20 protein-coding genes and 1 pseudogene are annotated in these 21,520 nt (G+C 63.7%); 10 read left to right on the top strand and 11 right to left on the bottom strand.

Annotation, left to right across the window (positions count from 1 at the left end; genetic code table 11):
- Positions 1 to 115: 115 nt before the first annotated feature.
- Positions 116 to 319 carry a hypothetical protein gene (locus tag UUA_RS12000; protein ID WP_008437203.1) on the top strand — a complete coding sequence of 68 codons (204 nt, stop codon included), beginning with the start codon at positions 116 to 118 and terminating at the stop codon, positions 317 to 319.
- Positions 320 to 337: 18 nt separating this feature from the next.
- Here the strand turns inward: UUA_RS12000 and UUA_RS19370 are convergent, their stop codons facing one another.
- The 4 genes from UUA_RS19370 to UUA_RS11995 form a co-directional block, all read right to left on the bottom strand.
- A complete protein-coding gene (locus UUA_RS19370) occupies positions 338 to 556 on the bottom strand; it encodes a hypothetical protein (protein WP_153022877.1) in 219 nt (72 codons plus the stop codon).
- Between the two features lie 27 nt (positions 557 to 583).
- A complete protein-coding gene (locus UUA_RS20230) occupies positions 584 to 715 on the bottom strand; it encodes a VOC family protein (protein WP_008437201.1) in 132 nt (43 codons plus the stop codon).
- Positions 716 to 864: 149 nt separating this feature from the next.
- Positions 865 to 990, bottom strand: a complete 126-nt coding sequence (locus UUA_RS20225; RefSeq protein ID WP_268793791.1) for a hypothetical protein — start codon at positions 988 to 990, stop codon at positions 865 to 867.
- A 17-nt stretch (positions 991 to 1,007) separates the two neighbouring features.
- Positions 1,008 to 1,316: a UBP-type zinc finger domain-containing protein gene (locus UUA_RS11995; protein WP_039953919.1), complete on the bottom strand. Its 309-nt coding sequence runs from the start codon at positions 1,314 to 1,316 to the stop codon at positions 1,008 to 1,010.
- A gap of 253 nt (positions 1,317 to 1,569) precedes the next feature.
- Here UUA_RS11995 and UUA_RS11990 point away from each other — a divergent pair, with 253 nt between their 5' ends.
- The 4 genes from UUA_RS11990 to UUA_RS11975 all read left to right on the top strand — a co-directional run bounded on the left by UUA_RS11990 (position 1,570) and on the right by UUA_RS11975 (position 8,184).
- Complete coding sequence (locus tag UUA_RS11990; RefSeq protein ID WP_008437196.1) at positions 1,570 to 2,088, top strand: RNA polymerase sigma factor; 519 nt, start codon at positions 1,570 to 1,572, stop codon at positions 2,086 to 2,088.
- A 5-nt stretch (positions 2,089 to 2,093) separates the two neighbouring features.
- On the top strand, positions 2,094 to 3,254 hold the full coding sequence (locus UUA_RS11985) for a FecR family protein (RefSeq protein WP_008437195.1): 1,161 nt from the start codon (positions 2,094 to 2,096) through the stop codon (positions 3,252 to 3,254).
- Positions 3,255 to 3,404: 150 nt separating this feature from the next.
- Entirely contained in the window at positions 3,405 to 6,011 is a 2,607-nt protein-coding gene (locus UUA_RS11980) for a TonB-dependent receptor (protein ID WP_008437193.1), read from the top strand.
- A 28-nt stretch (positions 6,012 to 6,039) separates the two neighbouring features.
- Positions 6,040 to 8,184, top strand: coding sequence for an Atxe2 family lasso peptide isopeptidase (locus UUA_RS11975; RefSeq protein WP_081491554.1), 2,145 nt, complete (start codon positions 6,040 to 6,042; stop codon positions 8,182 to 8,184).
- Between the two features lie 70 nt (positions 8,185 to 8,254).
- Here UUA_RS11975 and UUA_RS18895 read toward each other — a convergent pair.
- Positions 8,255 to 8,470 (bottom strand): annotated as a pseudogene (locus UUA_RS18895) (integrase core domain-containing protein); the annotation flags it as partial.
- A 439-nt stretch (positions 8,471 to 8,909) separates the two neighbouring features.
- Here UUA_RS18895 and UUA_RS11970 point away from each other — a divergent pair.
- The 4 genes from UUA_RS11970 to UUA_RS11955 all read left to right on the top strand — a co-directional run bounded on the left by UUA_RS11970 (position 8,910) and on the right by UUA_RS11955 (position 15,543).
- Positions 8,910 to 9,470, top strand: a complete 561-nt coding sequence (locus UUA_RS11970; protein ID WP_008437174.1) for an RNA polymerase sigma factor — start codon at positions 8,910 to 8,912, stop codon at positions 9,468 to 9,470.
- Positions 9,467 to 10,471 carry a FecR family protein gene (locus UUA_RS18595; protein ID WP_008437173.1) on the top strand — a complete coding sequence of 335 codons (1,005 nt, stop codon included), beginning with the start codon at positions 9,467 to 9,469 and terminating at the stop codon, positions 10,469 to 10,471. Before UUA_RS11970 ends, UUA_RS18595 begins: the two co-directional genes overlap by 4 nt.
- 175 nt (positions 10,472 to 10,646) lie before the next feature.
- Positions 10,647 to 13,259: a TonB-dependent receptor gene (locus UUA_RS11960; protein WP_008437172.1), complete on the top strand. Its 2,613-nt coding sequence runs from the start codon at positions 10,647 to 10,649 to the stop codon at positions 13,257 to 13,259.
- Positions 13,260 to 13,449: 190 nt separating this feature from the next.
- A complete protein-coding gene (locus UUA_RS11955) occupies positions 13,450 to 15,543 on the top strand; it encodes an Atxe2 family lasso peptide isopeptidase (RefSeq protein WP_153022879.1) in 2,094 nt (697 codons plus the stop codon).
- A 79-nt stretch (positions 15,544 to 15,622) separates the two neighbouring features.
- Here UUA_RS11955 and UUA_RS11950 read toward each other — a convergent pair whose 3' ends face one another.
- The 4 genes from UUA_RS11950 to UUA_RS11940 all read right to left on the bottom strand — a co-directional run bounded on the left by UUA_RS11950 (position 15,623) and on the right by UUA_RS11940 (position 18,333).
- Positions 15,623 to 15,970 (bottom strand): hypothetical protein, encoded by a 348-nt coding sequence (locus tag UUA_RS11950; protein ID WP_008437170.1) that lies wholly within the window; start codon positions 15,968 to 15,970, stop codon positions 15,623 to 15,625.
- A gap of 41 nt (positions 15,971 to 16,011) precedes the next feature.
- Positions 16,012 to 16,272, bottom strand: coding sequence for a TfoX/Sxy family protein (locus UUA_RS18890; RefSeq protein WP_008437169.1), 261 nt, complete (start codon positions 16,270 to 16,272; stop codon positions 16,012 to 16,014).
- An 86-nt stretch (positions 16,273 to 16,358) separates the two neighbouring features.
- Positions 16,359 to 17,303 carry an NAD-dependent epimerase/dehydratase family protein gene (locus UUA_RS11945; protein WP_008437168.1) on the bottom strand — a complete coding sequence of 315 codons (945 nt, stop codon included), beginning with the start codon at positions 17,301 to 17,303 and terminating at the stop codon, positions 16,359 to 16,361.
- An 85-nt stretch (positions 17,304 to 17,388) separates the two neighbouring features.
- A complete protein-coding gene (locus tag UUA_RS11940) occupies positions 17,389 to 18,333 on the bottom strand; it encodes an AraC family transcriptional regulator (protein WP_008437164.1) in 945 nt (314 codons plus the stop codon).
- 430 nt (positions 18,334 to 18,763) lie between these two features.
- Between UUA_RS11940 and UUA_RS11935 the strand changes: the two genes are divergently transcribed.
- Positions 18,764 to 19,276: an SRPBCC family protein gene (locus UUA_RS11935; protein WP_008437160.1), complete on the top strand. Its 513-nt coding sequence runs from the start codon at positions 18,764 to 18,766 to the stop codon at positions 19,274 to 19,276.
- Between the two features lie 193 nt (positions 19,277 to 19,469).
- Here the strand turns inward: UUA_RS11935 and UUA_RS11930 are convergent, their stop codons facing one another.
- Together UUA_RS11930 and UUA_RS11925 are read right to left on the bottom strand one after the other, a co-directional pair.
- Complete coding sequence (locus UUA_RS11930; RefSeq protein ID WP_268793792.1) at positions 19,470 to 19,871, bottom strand: SRPBCC family protein; 402 nt, start codon at positions 19,869 to 19,871, stop codon at positions 19,470 to 19,472.
- 111 nt (positions 19,872 to 19,982) lie between these two features.
- Positions 19,983 to 21,149 (bottom strand): serine hydrolase domain-containing protein, encoded by a 1,167-nt coding sequence (locus tag UUA_RS11925; RefSeq protein ID WP_008437142.1) that lies wholly within the window; start codon positions 21,147 to 21,149, stop codon positions 19,983 to 19,985.
- Positions 21,150 to 21,520 lie beyond the last annotated feature (371 nt).

Here is a 21,520-nt window from a genome sequence, read left to right as displayed (position 1 = left end):
CCCGCTGCGCGGGCTACGCTCAGCGAGAACGGAGCTTAAGCAGCTGCCATTCGGGCCAGATTCACTTCTTCGTATGTCATGGAGTAAGCCCGGTCCGACCAGGGAGGCGCGCACCATGTCACTCGGATGGATCCTGCCCGGCACGTCCGGCCAGCTGGCGCTGGCGAGCTTCATGTTCATGCTCGTGGTTTTCACCCGCGGTGGCCTGGTTTCCGGTACCGCGCTGTCCAGGCCCGCGCTGAGTGTGCTGAATCTGTCGATGTATCTGTTGCCGGCGCTGTGCGTGCTGAGTGCGGGCGTCGCGATCTGCCTGCACTGACTGGGCGGCCGCGCCGCGTCATACGGGTGTATGCGATGCCGCTGGTGGGCGCGCTGCTGTATGTGGCCTATGTGTGGGCGTTGAGACGAAACCGGGACGGAGGAAGTCAAACCGGGCGGCGATGCCGCAGGCGTCGAGCTGGCGCAGCGCGACCGGATCGAACAGCGCCGGCCGCGCGGCAAAGCGTTCGGTCGCCTTGATCCGTGCGTTCTGCAGCAGATATCCGGTCGTGGTCATGTCGGGGAACGCATCGCTGCGACGCGCTCACGCCTCGCGCTTGGCGCGATGGATCGCGCACCGCTTGTTGCCGTCCAGATCGCGCACGTTCGCCAGGTACAGCGCGCCGAGGCTGCCCTCGCGCAGCCCGCGGGAAAAGTCGTCAGGAACGAATGGCACTTACTTGAGAGGAAAACCCTCACTTCCCGTCATCCCCGCGAAAGCGGGGATCCAGTGTCTTGCACGTGACACCGCACTCTGGAAGCCACTGGATCCCCGCTTTCGCGGGGATGACGGGGCTCAAGTACGTGCCATTCGTGTCAGGGACACTACCCGCAAATCGCGATCGAGGTGATGCGCAGCAGCACGTCGATGGTTTCGTGCATCTCCGCGTCCGGCACATACCGGACGACGATCTTGCGAGCGTCATCCAGAATGACCGCCTTCATCGTCATTCACTGCTCGCGGACGATCAGACGAACCGCGGGATGGGTCCGCGTTGCGGCGTCATGCGATCGGACAAATCCAGCGTGACTTCGTCGACGTAACACCACCCCCAGCCTTCGGGCGGGTCATAGGCCTCGATGATGGGATGGCCGGTCGCATGGAAATGCCTGGTGGCGTGGCGATGCGGTGAGGAATCGCAGCAGCCGACGTGGCCACAGATGCGACACAGCCGGAGGTGGACCCACGGCGAACCGATCTTCAGGCATTCCTCGCACCCCCGTGCGCTGGGCACCACGTCGCGGATCATGTTGACATGCGAACACTCATTACTCATGGAAGTTCTCCTGTCACCTGGGAAAAGGCAAAAAGGGTCACGTTCGAATGGCACTTATTTAGGGAAACTCTGAACAAGCCCGTTACAATTAGACGTCCAAACGATCGGTGACGCAGATGGGTTTCTCCGATGCCCAGCCATGCTCTTGGTCTCTGCCGACATGCTCTTGGTGAAAATGACGGTACCCGATAATCCGCCACGGCCCTCTTTATAGTGTAGGCGCCGCTGTACGGCTGCCGACCTGAGAGAGGACGTGAAGCCCGACAACCGCACATTCTGGGCGCGAATGCTCGCCACGCACCAGGCCGCGCTCGCCGGCTTTTTCCGGCGCCGGGTGGCGCATCCTTGGGATGCGCAGGATCTGGCCCAGGAGGTCTATGTGCGTCTGCTGCGAATCGATAGCGGCGAGAGCGGCAACATCGCCAATCCCGAAGCCTACCTGTTCACCGTCGCGTCCAACCTCGTCAAGGAGCACGCCGTGCTGCAGAAGCGGTACGGGCGTGGCGTGGATATCACGCAGATGCTGCCGGAACTGGAAGCGCCGCAAGGTTCGGCCGAGGACGAGGCCGAACGCGATTATCGGCGCCAGCGGGTGGCTGCCATGCTCGACCGCCTGCCGCCCCGCTGCAAGGCAGTGATGCTGATGCAGCACCGCGACGGCATGAGCTACGAGGAGATAGCGCTGCAACTGGGAGTGTCCACGCACATGGTCAAGAAGTACGTCGTCAAGGCGCTGGCACTGTGCCGTCGCGGCCTGGCCCGGTACGAGTAGCCGCCATGCGCACCGACGACCAACTGCACGCGCTCATCGCGGAACAGGCTGCCGAATGGTACGTGGCGCATCGTGACGGCGAGCTTGCGCCGTCACAACGACAGGCCTTCATACGCTGGCTGCGGGTCTCACCCATGCACGTGGCCGAGTATCTGTCCATTGCCAGCATGGCGCAGGATATTGGTGATGCCGCACGACAGGACGGCACGCCGCTGCAGTCCTTGCTGCGCGAGGCCTGCGTACCGGATCGCGTGGTGTCGCTCGACGGCATCACGCCTATGTCCGCGCGCGGTTCGCGCACGCCGGGCGACTATCGAACCAGTGCCGTCCGCGGGCGCCCCGCGTCTCGCGCCTCGCGCCGTCCCTTCGTTCGCTGGGGTGTGGGCTTTGCCGCGGCGGCCCTGCTGGCAGTTGCCCTGATCGGTGGCCTCCAATGGTTCGCGTCCAGGCCGCAGGTGCAGAACTACGCCACCCGCCATGGCGAACAGCGCAGCTTGCAGTTGCCCGACAACACCATCGTGCGCCTCAACTCAGATTCCGCCATCGTGGTCAGTTTCGACCGGCGCCAACGGCGCGTCGAAATCACTCGCGGTCAGGCTTACTTCGAGGTGGCAAAGGATTCGTTGCGAACCTTCGGCGTGCAGGTTGACGGCCTGCTGGTCAAGGACATCGGCACGGCGTTCGACGTCTACCGGCAGGGCACCGACACCACCGTCACGGTGGCGGAAGGCCAGGTGCAGGTGTGGCGCGCGTCGGCGCCATCCACGGGCTGGTTCGGCCTCGATCGTCGCCTGCCGATGCCGCAAGGCCGTACCCAGATTCTCGATCTCACAGCTGGCCACCAGGCGCGCATCGCCGCCTCGGGCGCCGTGGAATCGCAAGGTCCGGTCGACGCGCGGCGGGCCACGGCCTGGACCCAGGGCAACATCGCCTTCGACAACCAGTCCATCGCCGCCGTGGCGGCTCAGTTCAACCGCTACAACAACCAGCAGATCAGCGTGGACGATCCACGCATCGCCGCGCTGCCCATCAGCGGCACCTTCGACGCCCATGACGTATCCACCTTCGTGGCCTTTCTCGACGGCCTGCCCGGTGTACACACCGAAGCCAGCGGCAGTCGCATTCGTGTCGTTGCGACGGCGGCCCCGCGGCAACACCACAAGTAGCGCCTTGCCGATACGAATGGACGGCCAAATGAAATAAGTGGTACCCGACTTTCAGCGCAGACCCTCGTAACAAGGGAGCGCATCGCGTCGAAACCAGTTGGGGAACTGCGGCGATGCGCACCACGGCCAAATCCATAGGGGAGTCGATCCATGCGCATGCGCGTCCTGACCATGTGTTGCCTGGCGTCATTGCTGGGTGCCGGCCTTGCCGGTCCTGCCACGGCGGCACCGTTCCAGCAGTCCGTCTCCGAATCGGCCATTACGGCCATGCCCTTGAACAAGGCGCTCGATACCTTCGCACAGCGCGAGCACCTGCAACTGGTCTACGTCTCGACCATCGCCGACGGCCTGCGCACCCAAGGTGCGCCTGCGGGTCTGTCTCCGGAGAAGACGTTGCAGAAGCTGTTGGAGGGTACGGGCCTGGGATACCGGTTCCTCAATGCGAAGACGGTGACGATTTACGTGTCGGCCGAGCCGCCAGCTTCCAGGAGCAAATCGGCGAAAAAGCCGGTAGACAGTACCAAGGGCGCCAAAACCGAAACAACGAATTTGGACACGGTGACGGTGACTGGCACGCGTATTCGGGGCGGTACTACGCCGTCGCCAGTCATCACGATCGGCAGCGAACAAATTCAGCAGGAGGGCTTTTCGGACCTCGGCGAGGTGATCCGCAGCATTCCGCAGAACTTCAATGGCGGGCAGAACCCGGGAATAGTCGGCGGCGCCGAAAGTGGCGGCATCGCCAATCAGAACATCTCAGGCGGATCGTCGCTCAACCTGCGTGGCCTGGGACCCGACGCCACGCTCACGCTGCTCAACGGGCGGCGGCTCGCCTACAGCGGCTTTGTGCAAGCGGTCGAGATCGACGCCATTCCCGTCGACGCAGTGGACCGCCTCGAAATTATTCCAGATGGGGCTTCGGCCATCTACGGCTCCGATGCAGTAGGCGGTGTGGGTAACGTGATACTGAAGCGCGACTACGACGGCGTAACGCTGGGCACAAGCTACGGCGCGGCAACAGACGGTGGCTTGACTACACGGGACTACACCGCCACGGCCGGCACCTACTGGCGCACCGGTGGATTTATCACCACCTGGAAGAAATCGACCGGGCAGCCGATCTATTCCGACCAGCGCGACTACACCCACGGCCTGCCTACGCCCACCACGCTCTACCCGCAGAACGATCTGCACAGTGGTTTGCTGAGCATCCATCAGTCGGTGGGAAGTCGTCTGGAACTACAGCTCGATGCCTTCAGAACCCGGCGGGAGCAACTCAGGTATTACACAGCAATCCCGACGCGGTTCTATCCAGCCACCTCCAAAACGACAACCACGTTTGTCGCGCCCAGCGCGGAGATAGCGCTGCCAAATGACTGGACGCTCTCTCTGGCCGGAACCTGGGGTAAGGACGACACTCTGTCTGGTCTTTCGATCGGCAGCCGCGCGACCGGGCAGGCGATGCTCATCGCCCGTAGCCTCTATCGCAACAAGAGCCGCAGCTATGAGTTGGGTGCCGAGGGGCCGCTGTTCACTCTGCCTGGTGGGGACGCGCGACTGGCCGTAGGTGCCGGTTACCGGGCCAACACATTCCGTCAGGCCAGCCTCATCAGCGGAGCCGTCAGTGCCGATGGCGACGACAGCAGCCGCTTTGCCTATGCGGAGCTCAATCTGCCGCTGATCGGAGCTGACCAAGGCATTGCCGGCGTACGGCAGCTGGATTTCACGGCGGCCCTGCGCAGGGAGAACTACGCCAGTTTCGGCGGGGTCACCACGCCCAAGTTGGGCGTGGTCTACGGGCCCACCGCGGATCTCTCGCTGAAGGCATCCTGGGGCAAGTCGTTCAAGGCGCCCACGCTGCTGCAGCGATATCAAAGCCGGCTGGCGCTTCTGTATCCAGCGGCGGCATTAGGCGGCACCGGCTACCCGCGCGATGCAACGGTGCTGGTTCCGTATGGCGGAAATCCCGATCTCGAGCCTGAACGCGCGCGCACCTGGAGTGCTTCGATCGACTTTCACCCCGAGGCATTTCCCGCGCTTGAGGCGGAACTTGGCTGGTTCGACATCGACTTCACCGGCCGTATCGCGCAACCGCTTGTCTATCAGGCGGAAGCCCTGAGGAACCCCGCAAATGCGCAGTTCATCGACTACTCGCCGACGGCGCAGGAGCAGATGGACATCATCGGGAACTCCACATTCCGAAACTATACGGGCTCCCCCTACGACCCTGCCAAAGTCGTGGCGATCGCATTCAACCGGTATGTGAACACGGTCGCTCAGCGGGTGAAAGGGCTGGATCTCTCGGGGTCGTACCGGCCCGATGTCGCCGGCGGCCGATTGTCGATACGCGGCTCGCTGAGTTGGCTGAAAAGCTCGCAGCAGACCACCGAGGCGGACCGAAGGCGCGACTTGGCTGGCACGTTGTTCTATCCCGCCAGGATCAACGGCCGCATCGGCGCCGTGTGGAGCGAGGGCCGGGTCTCTGCCTCGGCGTTCGTCAACTACGTCAGCGGTGTGACCGATACGGCGAGCGGTCGTAAGTCCGGTTCATTTCCGACCGCGGATGTCACGCTGCGTTATCTCACCGGCGACCACGCCGACGCCTTCTCCGGCTTGGACTTCGCGCTTTCGGTGACGAACCTGTTCGACCGCGCGCCTCCATTGTACGTGCCGGTTTCAGCTAACCCTCCGTATGACTCCACCAACTATTCGCCCATCGGGCGATTCGTGAATGTCAGCGTCGCCAAGCACTGGTGATGGCACCTTCCCATTCGGAGCAAATGTCATGAGTAGTTCGCAAAAGGGCGAAGGATTAGCCGTGCGTGTGTGGAGACTCACCACCCTCTTGCAGTGTGTGCTGGGCATGTGGCTGGGCGTGATGGCGTGCGGGCAGGCCAGTGAGGCGATTTCGCCGCGGCGTCTGATTGAAGTGGTGGATATCAACGGGCCGGTGGTATCGCCCGATGGCAGGTTCCTGGCGTTTCGCACCGAGCAGGCGTCGATTGAGCGCAACACCTACGACTCGGTGTGGTACGTGCAAGCGATGGACGGCAAAACACCGGCTCACAGGGTAGGTGAGGGTGGAGTGCCCTTGCGCAGTTCCGCCGGGCTTTCGTTGCCCGCTCACGCCCTGTGGTCGCCTGATGGCCGGTGGATCTACTACCGGGCGTTCATGTACGGAAAGTTGGCCGTATGGCGTGCCAGCGCCGATGGTTCGAAAGCCGAGCCGATCACCGTCGACCCGGCGGATGTGCGGGATTTTTCGCTCAGTGAAGATGGCCAGACCCTCAACTACAGCGTGGGTGCGACGCGTGCCGAGGTTGTGGCGGCCGAGCAGTCGGAATACGAGCGCGGCATCCAGGTCGACAGTTCGGTGCCCGTTGGCCAGGGCAGCCTGTTCCGGTCCGGCAACGTGGAAGGTCGGCTTGCCACCCAGCGCCTGGATGTCAAAGGCGATGGCTTCGCGCGCGTGTCGCTACTTTCCGATATGCCAGACCGCTGGAAGGCGATCGATCTGGCGACGGGAAAGGTAAGCGAACTTGCTTCATCCGAGGTGCCATCGCCCAAGGACGTCATGTCGATGCTTCCGAAGGGGACGTCCAGGCCTTGGCGATACGCGCTCGATGCTGCGCACCATCGAGCCGCGCTGCTGACGCGTGTGGGCGAGCAGGGCGATCGGGTGAAAAAGCCGAACGTGGAGCTGTCAGCTGTGCTGGGGAGCCCTGCGCGGCGGGTCGAGTGCAAGGCCCGGCTGTGCGTTGGCAAGGCCATATCGGGCGTTCAATGGCAGCCGAACAGCGATGAAGTGATCTACACGGTAACCGACCCGGCGGAAGGGATGGCCCAGTCCCTCTTCCGCTGGGATGTGAGGGGCGGGGACGTAGTGACGGTCGCGCATTCGACCGGCCTGCTCAACAGTGGCGAGCGGTATGGCCTTGCGGATGCCGGCTGCGGCGTATCGTCTGCTGCACTGGCGTGTGTCGTCGCCGATGCGAACCGGCCGCCCCATTTGGAGCGGATCGACCTGCAGACAGGCGAGAGCCAGGTGCTGTTCGATCCGAACGCGGCGCTGGCAGCCGATGTATCCGCCGCACCGTCCGTAGAGCTACTTCGTTGGCGGGGCGCCGATGGACAGATGTTCACCGGGCAGTTCTATGCCGCGCGCCAGACAGGCGGCCGCCCGCCTCCGCTATTCGTGGGGTACTACTTGTGCCCCGGGTTTCTGCGCAGCGGATACGGAGGTGAGTGGCCTCTGGCGACATTCGCCGAGCATGGAATCTCAGCCCTGTGCATCAACTTCGGGCCGTTCTACTTCAATGCGGTTCGCCGCTACAACGAGGGCCTGTCAGCCGTTAGAAGTGCAGTGGACATGCTGGCGTCGTCTGGAAGAATCGATCGAACCCGCGTTGGCATGGGTGAGCTCAGTTACGGCACCGAGATAACGATGTGGACGGCATTCAACTCCAACCTTCTTGCGGCGACCTCGATCACGGGGGCTGTGCTCTCGCAAAGCATGTACCTGGACGGGAGCCTGAAAGGGAAGGAGTTCATATCGCGGGCCCGGAAGGTATGGCAGCTTGGAGCCCCGGATGAGACACCGCGACAGTGGAAGCGAATTGGCCTGCAGTTCAACGTGGACAAGATCAAGGCGCCTGTTCTGATGCAGGTGCCCGAGCAGGAGTACGAATGGCTGCTCGACTCCGCGGTACCGCTGATGCTTCAGCACAAGGCGGACATGTACGTGTTTCCCCAGGCTCCGCACTTCAAGTTTCAGCCTAAGCAACTGCTGGCGGCGAACGAGCGGAACCTGGACTGGTTCAGATTCTGGCTGCAGGATTACGAAGATCCCAGCCCGGAAAAGCGCGCCCAGTACAAGCACTGGCGCGACATGAGGGCGCACGCTCCCAGCCGACGTGATGGTTCACCCTAGCGAGGTCTGTTGCTGGTGGTTATCCCGGAATTACATAGCGGTGACCTGCCCCCAGTAGCCGTACCAGCGATTACCGAGAAAGCCCGGAGCTGAAGGTTACTGGGTGGTTGGTGTGTTGTGCACGATGGCGAGTTGCAAACTGAGCGGGCGGGATACGTCTGCAACTGCCATGCGGTCACACCTCGTTGTAGTCACGCCGCCAGTCCGCGATCACGTCGCGTGCTTGGGCCAGCGAAGTGAACCAGTGCTCGTTCAGGCATTCGTCGCGAAACTTGCCGTTGAAGCTCCGGCGCACGGCTCGCGGCGCAATGTCACTGCGTGTCCGTGTCGAATTAAAGAATGATGTCGGGACCGATTTTAGCGCTCAGCTGCTGTCTCGCTGTCCATGTGCCGTGCGCGAAGTCTGCGCCGCGCACGGAGTCCGCCTCCATCCGGCGACTCGTGGAAGTGGTTGGCTTTGGAGGCGTATCTATCTCTCGGATGTGCGCGGAGGCGGCAGGACGAAGGCGCATGGGCGGCTTCGATAATGGCTTCTGGCGCGGATGCTTTTCGGCGGCGCTCCAGTCGCTGGATGTAGGGTGGCGCCTTTCCCATCCGTATCAGACTGTTGGCCGCCCTTGCGCATGTTGCCCGGGGCGCCTACGGGAGCGGGTCGTGCAGCTACGGCATGCGGTGATATCGGCGCTAGACTGCGGCAAACCACTCTTCTTGGGGAGTGCCCCGGCGTGGACGAGCCTGACGTGCCGTTGGCAGGGGCGACGGTGAGCGCGGAAACAGCCAAGCTGGATTTGGTCGAGCGCGCCATCCATCGCTACGATGCGGCAGTACGCGGCTTTCTACGCTGGAAGATGGGCGTGGACGAAGATGAAGTGCAGGACGCCATGCAGGAAACCTACGAGCGCCTGTTGCGTTATCGCCACTCCGAATGGGCGGAACTGCCGCGTGCCCTGGTCATGCGTATCGCGGCCAGCGTCGTCATCGATCGCGCGCGCCATCGCGCATCGCGTCATGCCGGCCTGCACGTATCCGTGGACGATTTCGATCTGGAATCCGGCGAGGCCACACCCGAGCGACGGGTCCTGGCGCAGGAAGACGTGGCGCTGGTCAGGGAAGCGATCCGCGACATGCCCGGGCGTTGCCGGGAGGTATTCGTGCTGAGTCGCATCAAGGGCATGAGTTATCAGGAGATTGCCGATCAGCTATCCATCTCCGTGAAGGCGGTCGAGAAAAACATCTCGCGTGCGCTGATCCTTTGTCGGCATCGTGTGAGGGAGCAGCGGCAATGAACCTGGAAGGTCGGGACACGCACATGCACCCCACCGAATCCGTCGCCATGGAAGCAGGTCGCTGGTTGGCGCGCCTGCGCTCCCCCGAATGCAGCGCCAGCGACCGAGCGCGCTTCCAGGAATGGCTGGCGCGGCACCCCACGCACTGGCAGGCGTACAACCATGCCGAGTATCTGTGGCTGGCCGCGGCGCAAGCGCGGGATCCGGAGATGGACGCCCTGGCCGATTCGATACTCCTGCGCGCCCGGCAGCGGCGGCAATCCGCGCCACGCCGCGTACGCCTGCTCGGCTGGGCTGCAGCCGTGGTCCTGATGTTCGGCACGGTTGCGGGCGTGATAAAAAGCGGCTGGCTGACGACCGGGCCGACGGCACTGACATACAGCACCGCCATCGGCGAAATACGGTCATTCACCCTGCCGGACGGCAGCGTGATCACGCTCAATACCGACACTGTGCTGCAGGTGAGCATGGGCACGCGTGCGCGGGCCGTGACGCTGCAACGCGGCGAGGCGCAGTTCAAGGTCGCCCACGATCCGCGGCGGCCGTTCACCGTCACCACGCCGCAGGTCGCGGTGACCGCCGTCGGCACGGTGTTCCAGGTGCGCGATACCGATGCCGCCACCGAGGTGCTGCTGCTCGAGGGGCGCGTGAAGGTGACGCCGGCGGGCGCCACGACGCAGCAACAGGATCTGACTCCCGGTGACCGCTTGCAGGTCAAGGCTGGCAAGCCCTGGCTGCGCAGCCGTGCGAACCTCGACGCCGCCCATGGCTGGCTTTCGGGGCGGCTGGTGTTCGATTCCATCCCGTTGCGCCAGGCCGTGGAGGAGTTCAACCGCTACTCGCGCCGCAAGCTGCGCATCGCCGATCCGGCCATCGGCGATATCCCCATTGATGGCGTCTTCAACGCGGGCGATATCGACTCCATCACGCTCGCCCTGCAATACGCCTATCCGCTGCGCGTCGATGACCGTGGCGCCGAGATCGTGCTGCATCACAGGTAGCCTTTCATCACGCGTTTGCGGGTGCAAAAGCGCTTGCCATCCATCCAGGCGTGTTGAAGCCATCGTCATGTAGGGGGAGAGGGCCCGCTTCCGTAATAGACCCTGACGCCGCCCCGTGCCGGGGCAGCCACTGCGATGAATGGGGACATCAATGCGTACAGTTGGTAGGGGGAAGTTGATTGCCGTGGCCATCGCCGTGGCATTGGCCATGGGCACGGTGTTTATCAGCCAGGACGCGCGGGCACAGGCGCAAGCGGAAGTGCGTAGCTACGACATTCCCGCCGGAAAGCTCTCTGAGAGCCTGAAGCAACTCGGCATGCAGAGCCGCTTGCAGTTGCTCGTGCCACCGGAGCTGACCAGGGGATTGCGCGGTAGACCGGTCAGTGGCGCGTATACCGTCACCCAGGCGCTCGACCAGTTGCTGGCGAACAGCGGGCTGTCGTACGAGTTCGTCAATGCGGGCACCGTCGTCATCAAGAAAGCGCCAGGGCCGGCGTCAGACAAAACGAAATCGCCGAATGGTCCAACAGGGAAGGCCAAGGAAAAGGCTGCGGCGGAGTCGGAAACGACAACACTTGCCGCGATGACGGTGACCGGCACGCGTATTCGCGGGGGCAGCACGCCATCGCCGGTCATCACCATCGGCAGCGAACAGATCCGGCAGGAAGGTTTCACCGATCTTGGCGAGTTGATCCGCAGCGTGCCGCAGAACTTCTCGGGTGGGCAGAACCCGGGCGTGCTCAGCGGCAATCTGGCCGGTGCGGGTAATGCCAACCAAAACCTGACAGGCGGATCGAGCCTGAATCTGCGTGGCCTCGGTGCCGATGCCACGCTCACACTGCTCAACGGGCGGCGTATGGCCTACGGTGGCTTCACGCAGGCGGTGGACATCAGCGCGATACCGGTGGAGGCGGTGAATCGTATCGAGATCGTCGCCGACGGCGCCTCGGCTATCTATGGCTCCGATGCGGTGGGCGGCGTCGGCAACGTCATCCTCAAGCGGGATTTCGACGGCGTGACCGTGGGCACGCGCTTCGGCAAGGCCGCCCAGGGTGGGTTGGCCAGCCGCGACTACGACGTCACCGCTGGTACCACCTGGGGCGGCGGCGGGCTGATCGCCACCTACAAGTACGCGTCGATCGACCCCATCTACAGCAGCCGGCGCAGCTACACCGAGCGACTCGTCGACCCCTCGACTTTGTATCCCGGCAGCGATCTGCGCAGCGGGCTGTTCAGCGCGCATCAGTCATTGGGGGACTCGGTCGAACTGCACCTGGATGCGCTGCGCACCACTCGTCACCAACTGCATATGTACAACTACAGGGGCACGAGCAGCCGGGCCACACCAGACACGACGACGACTCTGGTTTCGCCCAGCCTGGAGGTCTGGCTGCCGGGAGATTGGTCGCTGTCGCTCGGTACGACGTTCGGCAAAAGCGAGCATAACGAACACCGACGGCAGACTGTGATCACAACTGGCGCAGCGATCGTCACCGACACCTGCTACTGCAACGACAGCCGCGGCTATGAGCTTGGCGCCGAAGGCCCCTTGTTTCCGCTGCCAGGGGGCGATGTCCGTCTGGCGACTGGCATCGGATATAGGGAGAACGATTTTCGCGATGTCGACCACGTTACGACGGCCAGCACCTTTCGGGGTCACGAGGGCGTCAGGTTTGCGTATGCGGAGTTCAACCTGCCCCTCATCGGACCCGACCAACAGGTGCGAGGTGCCCAGCGCCTGGACCTGACGGCTGCGGTGCGGGGCGAGAACTACAGTACCTTCGGTGGCGTGACCACGCCTAAGCTGGGTGTGCTCTATGGCCCCAACGCCGACTTCACCCTGAAAGCCTCGTGGGGCAAGTCTTTCAAGGCGCCTACGCTGTTCGAACGGAACTATGCGCAGAACGCATACCTGTTCTTCCCCAGCAGCTTCGGCGGTACCCGGTATCCCGTCGGTTCCACCGTACTGGTGCTGGATGGCGGCAACCGAAACCTGCAGCCGGAGCGTGCCACTACGCGGTCGGTGTCGCTGGCGTTCCACCCCGAGGCGATGCGCGGCCTGGAGGCGGAGCTGAGCTGGTTCCATATCGACTACCGCGACCGGGTGATCCAGCCCATCGCCAATGCCAGCCAGGCCTTGAGCAACGCGATCTATGCGCCGTTCGTGAACACCGCGCCGACCTCCCAGGCACAGGCGGACGTCATCGCGAGTGCGGCAAGGTTCTACAACTTCGTCGGGGCGCCTTACGACCCGGGCAAGGTGGCGGCCATCATCTATACGCAGTACGCCAACACGGCCCGGCAACGTATCCAGGGTGTCGACCTGTCCGGCTCCTACCAATTCGAGTTGGGGCAAGGCGCGTTGACGCTGCGCGGATCGGCGAGCTGGTTGGACAGCACGCAGCAAACGGTTTCGACCGGGCCGACGTTTGCTCTGTCGGGCATGCTGTTCAATCCGCCAAAGCTCAGCAGTCGCTTCGGTGCGGTCTGGCAGCGGGGAGGATTCAGCACGTCGCTGTTCGCCAACTACCGGGGCGGTGTGACCAACCGGGTCGACAACGTGAAGTCCGCCTCGTTCACCACGGTCGATGCGGCGCTTCGCTATGCCACGGGCAAGCGTGACGACATCTGGTCCGGGATGGAACTCGCCTTGTCCATGGACAACGTGTTCGATCGCGACCCGCCCTTGTACCGGGTCGCGGCACCGCTCTATGTAGCGTCCTACGACTCGACCAACTACTCGGCGATCGGCCGCTTCCTGAGTCTATCCGTGTCCAAGCACTGGTGATGCCCGCGGGGGTGCCGGCTGCGGCCGGCATTCCCTGTGGGAGATCGAAGAGCCGGCTTTCGATCGTCATCCCAGCGCAATCCGGGAAATTGCGTCTTTGTTTTATCAATCTCTCGAAAGGCGCTGGATTCCTACTTGCGCAGGAATGACGGGTTTTTCGAGGTTCCCCTTGGTGGGCCGGAGAGAGGTTATGTCCATGTCGAAGTGCTTCGTGCGGCCCTTGTTCGTTGCAGGCGGCCTGCTGGCAACCCTTGTGTCCGTTTGTCATGCGGAGGCCGTCTCGCCCCGCCGATTGCTGGAGGTAGTCGATATCGCGGGTCCGACGATGTCTCCAGACGGCCGAAGTGTGGCATTTCGGGTCGAGCGCGCGTCGGTGGCGCGCAATACTTACGACACCGTTTGGTACGTACAAGGCTTAGGCGACCCATGGCCCAGGCGTGTCGCCGACGGCGGCGTTCCGTTGCGCGACTCGGCGGGCGGGTCGTCACCACCCAAGGTACTGTGGTCCCCCGACAACCGCAGGATCTACTATCGCGCCCTGGTCGACGGAAAGATCGACGTGTGGCGCGCGGCGGCAGACGGTTCGGGCGCGGTGCCTCTGACGCACGACGCGGCGGACATACGGGATTTCGTCCTAGACGAGGACGGCCGTGTACTCAGGTACAGCGTCGGCGCCACGCGCGAGGAGGTTCAGTCGGCGGAGCGCGCGGAATACGACAAGGGCATCTACATCGACGCCTCCGTGCCGATCGGCCAGGGGCTGTTCCGCTCCGGCTATGTCGACGGGCGTCTGGAGACGCAGCGCTTCAGCAAGGTTTGGTTCGACCGCCTCCCGCTTTTGGCCGACGTGCCGGACCGCTGGATGGAGATCGATCTGACCAAGGGGACAAGGCAGGCGCTTGCCGATTCGAATGCAGCCTCTGCGCCGTCGTCGGCACCGAGCAAGGCGGGTGTCGATGGCGACCCCTGGCAATCGGTTAGCGAGCCGCACGACGGCAGGGTGGCCTGGCTCACGCGCATCGGCGATGGCAGGGGGCAGCAGCAGCGTCCGGATGTCTTGCTGTCCGCGTTGCAGCGCGCCCATGCAAACCGGGCCGTTCGCTGCATTTCGGCCCTGTGCACGGGCAAGGCCATCAGCGCGATTCAGTGGCGCCCGGACCACGACGAAGTGCTGTTTACCGTCACGGATTTCCACCAGGGGCTGGCGCAATCGATCCTTCGATGGAACGTCGGGACCGGCAACGTACGCGAGGTCGTGGCCGCCGGAGGACTGGTCAACGGTGGGCGTGACCCAGCATCGAACTGCGGTGCGTCGGCCGACGTGCTGGTGTGCGTGACGGCGAAAGCCGATCGCCCGCCGCAGCTGGAGAGTGTCGATCTGGAGAGCGGAAAGCGTCATGTCCTCTTCAACCCCAACGAGGCGCTTGCGCGGGATATGGTCGACGCTGCGCCAGCGCGCCTGCTGCAATGGCAGGACAAGCAGGGACGATGGTTCTCTGGCCAGTTCTATTCTGCGCTGCGAAGCGGCGGTGAGCCCATGCCGCTGTTCATCACCTACTACAGCTGCCCCGGTTTTGTACGGGGTGGGGTAGGAGATGAGTGGCCGCTGGCCTCCCTGGCACAGGCTGGTATTTCAGCGCTGTGTATCAACCGACTCCCCGGATACACGATGGACGCGGTCGCGCGATATGGGGAGGGGCTGGCAGCGGCGGAGAGTGCGGTCGATCGGCTGGCGAAGGAGGGCGAGATCGACCGCGCGCGAGTGGGCATGGGCGGATTGAGCTTCGGCGCAGAGGTGGCGATGTGGACGGTCGCCCATTCGAACCTGTTGGCGGCTGCATCGGCCGCCAACCCGGTCGTATCGCCTTCCTACTACCTGATCGGCAGCATCAAGGGCGAAGCCTTCCTCAAGGGCTTGCGGGAAAGGTGGGGGTTGGGATCGCCAAGCGAGACCCCGGAGCGTTGGAAGGCGCTCTCGCCGGCCTTCCAGCTGCATAGGATTCACGCGCCCATCCTCTTCCAGCATTCCGAACAGGAATACATGTACGCACTGGATTACGAGATCCCGCTGATTCGCGAGCATCGCGCGGACCTCTATGTGTTCCCGAACGAACCGCACCAGAAGTTCCAGCCCCGACACAAGCTGGCCGTGTACAACCGGAATCTCGACTGGTTTCGGTTCTGGTTACAGGGGCATGAGGACCCGGATCCGGCCAAGGCCGCGCAATACGCCCGCTGGCGCTTGATGCGCTCGAGTCTGCGGAAGGAACGCGCGGCCCATTAGCTGAACCTCAAGCAGCCGCATGCTTGCGCGTCGTTTCCGCGGGACGCCCCTTCAGCAACGGGGGCTGCTCAAGCGGCGGTCATGGGGGCCAGGTCCGCTTGTCAGATGCCAGGATGGAGAGCCCTAGTGTGCCAGCGCCTCCTTCACCGCACCGAACGCCGACTTCCCCCGTCCGCCTATCCGGCATGCCGGTGGCGAACCAGACCACACCCATATCGCGCTTGCGATCTACCCACAGCCCGGCCTGCCGAGCCGGAATGGCCGACGCGCGCGCGCCGTCACCAAATGGGTCGTCGCGGCAGCCTTGCACCGGTGTGGCCAGCGTCTGCACGACGAGGCCGTAGCGGCAGAGGAAGCCTGCGCCGCCGCCGTCTTCCTCGTAGGTCAGACCGTTGCCGGGGCGGTATTGCCACTCGGGGGCGGTCATCGCCTGGAGGGAGCCGCTGCGTGTCCGTGTCGAACGAAATGTCAGACCTCGCGCTTGGAGGCGTCCAACGCCAGCAGCAGGCTGGTTCGATGCTCTTGCGCAACTACTTGCCATGGCATCCCGGACAGCGCGCCTTCGAGAGCCCAAAGGAGATTGAGGCCAGGGCGCCCACCCGCTCGCTTCACTCGCGCATAGGCCCGAACCGAACCCAGCGCGCGCGGTTGTTCCAGCGAATCGATGCCCGCGCTTAGCAGCATCAGCTCCGACTTGGGTCCGAGATTGGGAAGGTCCGAGAGGGTCATGTCGTGAGGTCCAGCGCTCCGCTTCAGCGGCGGCGGACCGCCGCCCGCTGCAAGCGTTGTCAGCCTTGAAAGGAATCCATTCGAATTCATCGTCTGGACTGGCGTTCTCGATACCAGGCCACTGTACGCTCGATGCCGCTGCGTACCGGGGTCGCAGCCAGGTTGAACTCGCGTTCCATACGCGTCGAGTCAACTACGAATGGCGCCGTAAACTCGTACATCATCTCGACACTGGCGCGTGCGTCCGGGCGGAACAGTCCTGCCAAACGCATCATGAAGGGCGAGACCACGCTGACCTGGGGCTCGGTGCCCAGAACGCGGCATGCCTCGTCGACCATTTCGCCCTGGGTTTTCGCCGGAGCGTGCGGGGTGATCCAGACCCGTCCAGTCGCTGTGTCGTTCGTACCAAGGACTGCCGCCGCATGTCCAACGTCCTCGATGTAGGAAAAGGAGTGCGGCATCCCTGCCGAGCCAATGACCTGAGCCTTTTTCCCGGCAACCAGGTTGCCAAAGACCATTTCTCCAAGCGTCGAGCCGACGACTCCGGGCCCGTAGTAGTCGCTCGAACGAAGGGCGACCGCACGCACCTCGCCGCGCGAATGGAGCGCCATCACCTCCTCGGCCATCTTCTGGCGAAGAGCTCCTTTCTTCGACACCGGCGCGATCGGCGAGTCCTCGTTGATCGGCTTCGAGGAGTCGTACATATACAGATTTTCGATCGACACGTATCTGGCGTTCCCGGCCATGGCTGCGCCCAGTACGCTGGTCTGCAACCCCGGGAAAAGCTCATCCCAGAGATGGTATGGCGGGTTGAGCGCTTGATAGACCACGCCGGCTCCCTTGGCGGCTTCGCGTGCCTGCACCGGATCCGAAGCGTCCGCCTTGACTATTTCGACATCGGCGGGCATGAGGTCGGGACGCGCACCGCTGCGATTCACGGCCCGAACCTGCTGCCCCCGGCCGCGCAGCGCTCGTGCCGTCCAGCAACCCACCGGTCCGGTTCCGAAGATCACATGGAAATCTGGAGTCATGGCTTGATCCTTTCGAAGGTTTCTGGTTTTAGGCGATGCCTGAGTTAATCCGAGATGCGTCCAGCAACGAAGCAAACACCGTGGATCAACCGCCGTCGACATGCGGTGACATATCCGGCGCCAAACGGCGACGCACCATTCCGGGCGTTCTTCCTGTTACCCGCTTGAAGGCCCGCCGAAAGGCGGCTGACGTTTCGTAGCCGAGCTTTTCGGCGATGGCGTCGACACTCATCCGTTGGTTGGCCAACATGCGCTCGGCCAGTTTCATCCTCCAGGAGGTGAGATAGGCGATGGGCGGCACTCCGAGCAAGGTATTGAAGCGCGCGGCGAAAGCGGCCCGCGAAAGATGGGCCTTGAGTGCCAGGTCCGCCAATTGCCAAGGACGATGCGGCTCGTTGTGTATCGCCGCAAGCGCCATGCCAATGCCCGAGTCAGCGGCCGCCGCAAGCCATCCCTCCTTGGGTCGTTGCTGCGCGAGGTAGTAGCGCAATGTCATGACGAACAACGAATCGGCCAGCTTGTCCAGAACGACCTGTCGTCCCGGCTGGTCGAGCGCAGCTTCCTCGCTCAGCAGGTTGACGATGGCACCCAAGCGTGAGCCGCCCATTTCGGCGGGAACAAGAATGCAGTCCGGCAAGATGTCGAGTACCGGATTGTCCAGGCCATACACGAAATCGAAGTGGCCGCAGACAAGCGAGGTCGTCGGCCCCGGCGTGTCCGGGACGATATAGCTTTCGTCCCCTCCCGCCTCTTGCGATGACGAAAGGACATGCCAGGCGTCGTTGGGGAAGACGATCAGGTCGCCGCCGCGCACGGGCTGAGGCTCCCGCCCCCGCAGATGCAACCAGCAGTTCCCTCTGGATATCAGATGGAACGAGGCCCGATGCCGCCCGGTGGTGTTGATCTGCCAGAGACCACATACGGTTGGACTGGCGTAGACCTCCGCCCGCAAGCCAAGCGTACCCAGGATGCTGGAAATGACGTCGGTGCGCTCGTGCGTGAGCATGGCGAAGAGCTGTTCGCGTGGCATCACTTGAGCTAGATCGAACCGTCAAGCGACTTCGATCCAACCATGCCATCGGATTTCAATCGCGCCCGCCCCACCATCCCCGATGCGCCCTCGCTGCGAAGGACAAACTGGATATCGCCTTTTGCTGATTCACTCACTGGGAAGCCCTCGGCGGTGCCTGGTGGAAGTCTATTCCCGATCGTCCGCTCGAGACGACCATCGTGGATGAACAGACATATCAGCTGGCATTTCAGTGATAGATGGCATGCGTCGAAGCAATGAAGATGCAATGGCGGCATCATGCCGTGCCACCGACATCCGGGATGCATTCCGAATGCCAGCTGACCCTCCCTGCCCAAACAGCCAGTTCGGCTCACTCCGACTGAGCGCGTGCACATGCTGATTTGTCTGGACCATTGCCCGGTTTGAACATTCCGGCCAGGAGTATCCATTGAGCCACCATGCAGACCCACAACTGGCAAACCTGATCGCGGTTCATTCTGCGCCTCTCCGAATTTCCGAGAGATTCCAGGTGGCGGCGTCGCCTCAACAGCTATTCACGGTGCTCGGTGACCTGGAAGGGATCACCAGGTTCTTCCCCATGATCCATCATGCGTCGGTCGAGCACGCGGGCGGCTGCACGGGCGAAGGCAGTCTGCGTGTCTGCAGCATCCGCGGAATGGGCAAGGTCAATGAAAAAATCGTCTGGTATCGCAATCCGGATGGTTACGCCTACCGCGCAGAGGGTCGGATGGTCCCGCTACGGAACCACCTCGGCGTGATTCTGATATCGGGTGATGGAGCCGGCGGATCCCTGGTTGAGTGGCGGCAATACTTCGAAACCCGATACGGCCTCATGGGCTGGATGTTCCCCGTGATGATGCGAATGATGATGAAGAGAGCCGTCGCAAATATCGGGAAGCTCCTGGACGCACGTGTCGGCGGCTTTCTGTCGACTGACTGAAAGCACCATTGCGCCCCTGGCTAGCCGCACCGCGTCAAGCTTGAACTCGTGGCTGGATATCCACGAACTGCCTGCCCGTTACCGACGGCTGGAACGACATGGCCCCTGTATGACGCCCGCGTCAGGGGGCCCGAACGGAACCCGCTCAACGTGGTGGCAGTGCCGTCCGGCCAGCTCCTGCATTTCGCTGGGCTCATTCGACGTGGCGCTCTACGATCTGCCCGCCAAATCGCCCGACCAAGGGGGTCGCAATATCGGCCAGCGCCTGGTCGAAGGCGGCCTTGTTCATCTCCAGGTCCGATGCGTCGTAGTACTGCTCCCACGTCACGGTGGTGCCACCCGGTGCCGGCTCCAGCGTCACCAGGGAAAGCGACTTCGACAGGCCGAACACATTGGGCTCCTCCGCGACCGAGGCAAAGCCGACGTTCGGTTCGTACCAGCGCACTAGTTCGCGGTGCACGAACCCGTCGCCTTCCGATTCCAGGGGATTAAAGTGGCAGATGTATTTGCGCGGCCCCTTGCCTTCTTCCGGCGTGACTTCAATCACTTCCAGCCCAGCGCTGTATTCCGGAAGCCGGGAAAAATCACCGACCAGATCCCAGACGAGGCCGCCATTCCATCGCGTCGATCGACAGCGCAGTGGTAGGCAACGATTCGGACGCCACGCACGATGTCCCGTCAGGTTTTCGGTACCGGCTTGTATGCCCTAGTGCGCCAGCGCCTCTTCCACCGCGCTGAACGCCGACCTCCCGCCCTCGCGTTCGTCCGGCATGCCGGTGGCGAACCAGACCACGCCGGTGCCGTGCTTGCGGTCCACCCACAGCCCGGCCTGCAGCCCGTAGGCGGAGCCGGAATGGCCCACGCGCGGCACGCCGTCGCCGAACGGGTCGTCGCGGCAACCTTGCCCGGGCGTGGCCAGTGTCTGCACGGCGAGGCCGTAGCGGCAGAAAAAGCCCTGGTCGATGTGGCCGTCGTCTTCCTCGTAGGTCAGGCCGTTGCCGGGGCGGTACTGCCATTCGGGCGTGGTCATCGTTCGGATCGAGCTGGATTTCAGCAGGCGCTTGCCGTCGATGCGGCCGTCGCCGAGCAGCAGTTGGCCGATGCGCGCCAGGTCCTTCGCGGAAATGCGCAGGCCGCCCTGCGGCGAGAACAGCGCGCCGTTTTCGCCCGCGCGCCAGCGCGACAGGTCACAACTGCCGTCGCTGGCCGGCGTCACCGGGCAGGCGGGCTTGCGGCCGTGGTGGTCGTCCTTCACCGGTTTGCCGGCAGCGTCGTACAGCACCACCGCGCGGGCAGCGGTGGCGTCGCTGCACAGCGCCCAGTTGAAGCAGGCGTCGAGGCCCAGCGGCTGCAGTACCAAACGCTGCATCAGCTTGTCGAAGCGCTCGCCGGTGGCGCGCTCCATGATCTGCGCCACCAGCGGAAAGTTGAGGTTGGCGTAGCGGAAGTAGGTTCCTGGCGCGTGCTTCGTATCCCACGCGCGCGGATCCTTGAGGATGTCGCGCAGCTCGCCGCCCAGCGGCGTCTGCCAGTAGCCGGCGGTGTCGGTGAGGCTGGAGCGGTGCGACAGCAGCAGGCGCAGGGTGATCGGCGTATCCGGAAAGGCCGGGTTGCGCAGCCGCCAGCCGAGCAGGGTGGACGCATCCGCATCCAGGTCGAGCTTGCCGGCCTCCACCAGCCGCATCACGCCCAGCGCGGTGACCAGCTTGGCGATCGAGGCGATGCGCACCGGGTCGTCCGCGGTGATCCTGCGGCCCGTGGCCTGGTCGGCATGGCCGTGCATGCGGATGGCGGTGATGCCGTGGCGGTCGAAGGCAACGCGCACCGTGGCGACGGGCTCGCCGGCCCACGCGTCGGCGCTGAGCAGCAGCAACAGGCAGACGATCCAGCGTAAGAGCCTGCTCAGTATCTCCGCGTGGCTCGCGCCGGGAGCTGTTTGCACGCAGACCAAGGAAGAAGGAGAGAGTGGACGTCCGTCCACGACCGAGTGATGACGCAGGGATGCGGGCAAACAGACCCGGCCCTTCGGGTTGCCTTGCCGTGGCCGCCATGCGGCAGCGCGCGGCTTGGCTCCTGCCTTCGCAGGGGCAGGCTCTGACAGCCAGTCAGGCGCGGCGCCACGCACTACCACCTGACGGCCACGGCAAGGCAACGCGGGCCACGTGGAGATACTGAGCAGGCTCCAAGGGCATGATCTCCGCTCGCGGCAACAGGGAACGGGAGGGATTAAGAACTTATCCGTAA

The sequence above is a fragment of the Rhodanobacter thiooxydans LCS2 genome (assembly GCF_000264375.1).
Taxonomy (GTDB): domain Bacteria; phylum Pseudomonadota; class Gammaproteobacteria; order Xanthomonadales; family Rhodanobacteraceae; genus Rhodanobacter; species Rhodanobacter thiooxydans.
Note: the sequence above shows the minus strand (reverse complement) of the source record. Positions and strands in the feature narration are given on the sequence as shown.

Bases quoted from the DNA above. Each gene is read 5' to 3' on its own strand.
- UUA_RS12000 (WP_008437203.1), top strand. From the start codon at position 116: ATGTCACTCGGATGGATCCTGCCCGGCACGTCCGGCCAGCTGGCGCTG.
- UUA_RS19370 (WP_153022877.1), bottom strand. From the start codon at position 556: ATGACCACGACCGGATATCTGCTGCAGAACGCACGGATCAAGGCGACC.
- UUA_RS20225 (WP_268793791.1), bottom strand. From the start codon at position 990: ATGACGATGAAGGCGGTCATTCTGGATGACGCTCGCAAGATCGTCGTC.
- UUA_RS11995 (WP_039953919.1), bottom strand. From the start codon at position 1,316: ATGAGTAATGAGTGTTCGCATGTCAACATGATCCGCGACGTGGTGCCC.
- UUA_RS11985 (WP_008437195.1), top strand. From the start codon at position 2,094: ATGCGCACCGACGACCAACTGCACGCGCTCATCGCGGAACAGGCTGCC.
- UUA_RS11980 (WP_008437193.1), top strand. From the start codon at position 3,405: ATGCGCATGCGCGTCCTGACCATGTGTTGCCTGGCGTCATTGCTGGGT.
- UUA_RS11975 (WP_081491554.1), top strand. From the start codon at position 6,040: ATGAGTAGTTCGCAAAAGGGCGAAGGATTAGCCGTGCGTGTGTGGAGA.
- UUA_RS18595 (WP_008437173.1), top strand. From the start codon at position 9,467: ATGAACCTGGAAGGTCGGGACACGCACATGCACCCCACCGAATCCGTC.
- UUA_RS11955 (WP_153022879.1), top strand. From the start codon at position 13,450: ATGTCCATGTCGAAGTGCTTCGTGCGGCCCTTGTTCGTTGCAGGCGGC.
- UUA_RS11950 (WP_008437170.1), bottom strand. From the start codon at position 15,970: ATGACCGCCCCCGAGTGGCAATACCGCCCCGGCAACGGTCTGACCTAC.
- UUA_RS18890 (WP_008437169.1), bottom strand. From the start codon at position 16,272: ATGACCCTCTCGGACCTTCCCAATCTCGGACCCAAGTCGGAGCTGATG.
- UUA_RS11945 (WP_008437168.1), bottom strand. From the start codon at position 17,303: ATGACTCCAGATTTCCATGTGATCTTCGGAACCGGACCGGTGGGTTGC.
- UUA_RS11940 (WP_008437164.1), bottom strand. From the start codon at position 18,333: ATGCCACGCGAACAGCTCTTCGCCATGCTCACGCACGAGCGCACCGAC.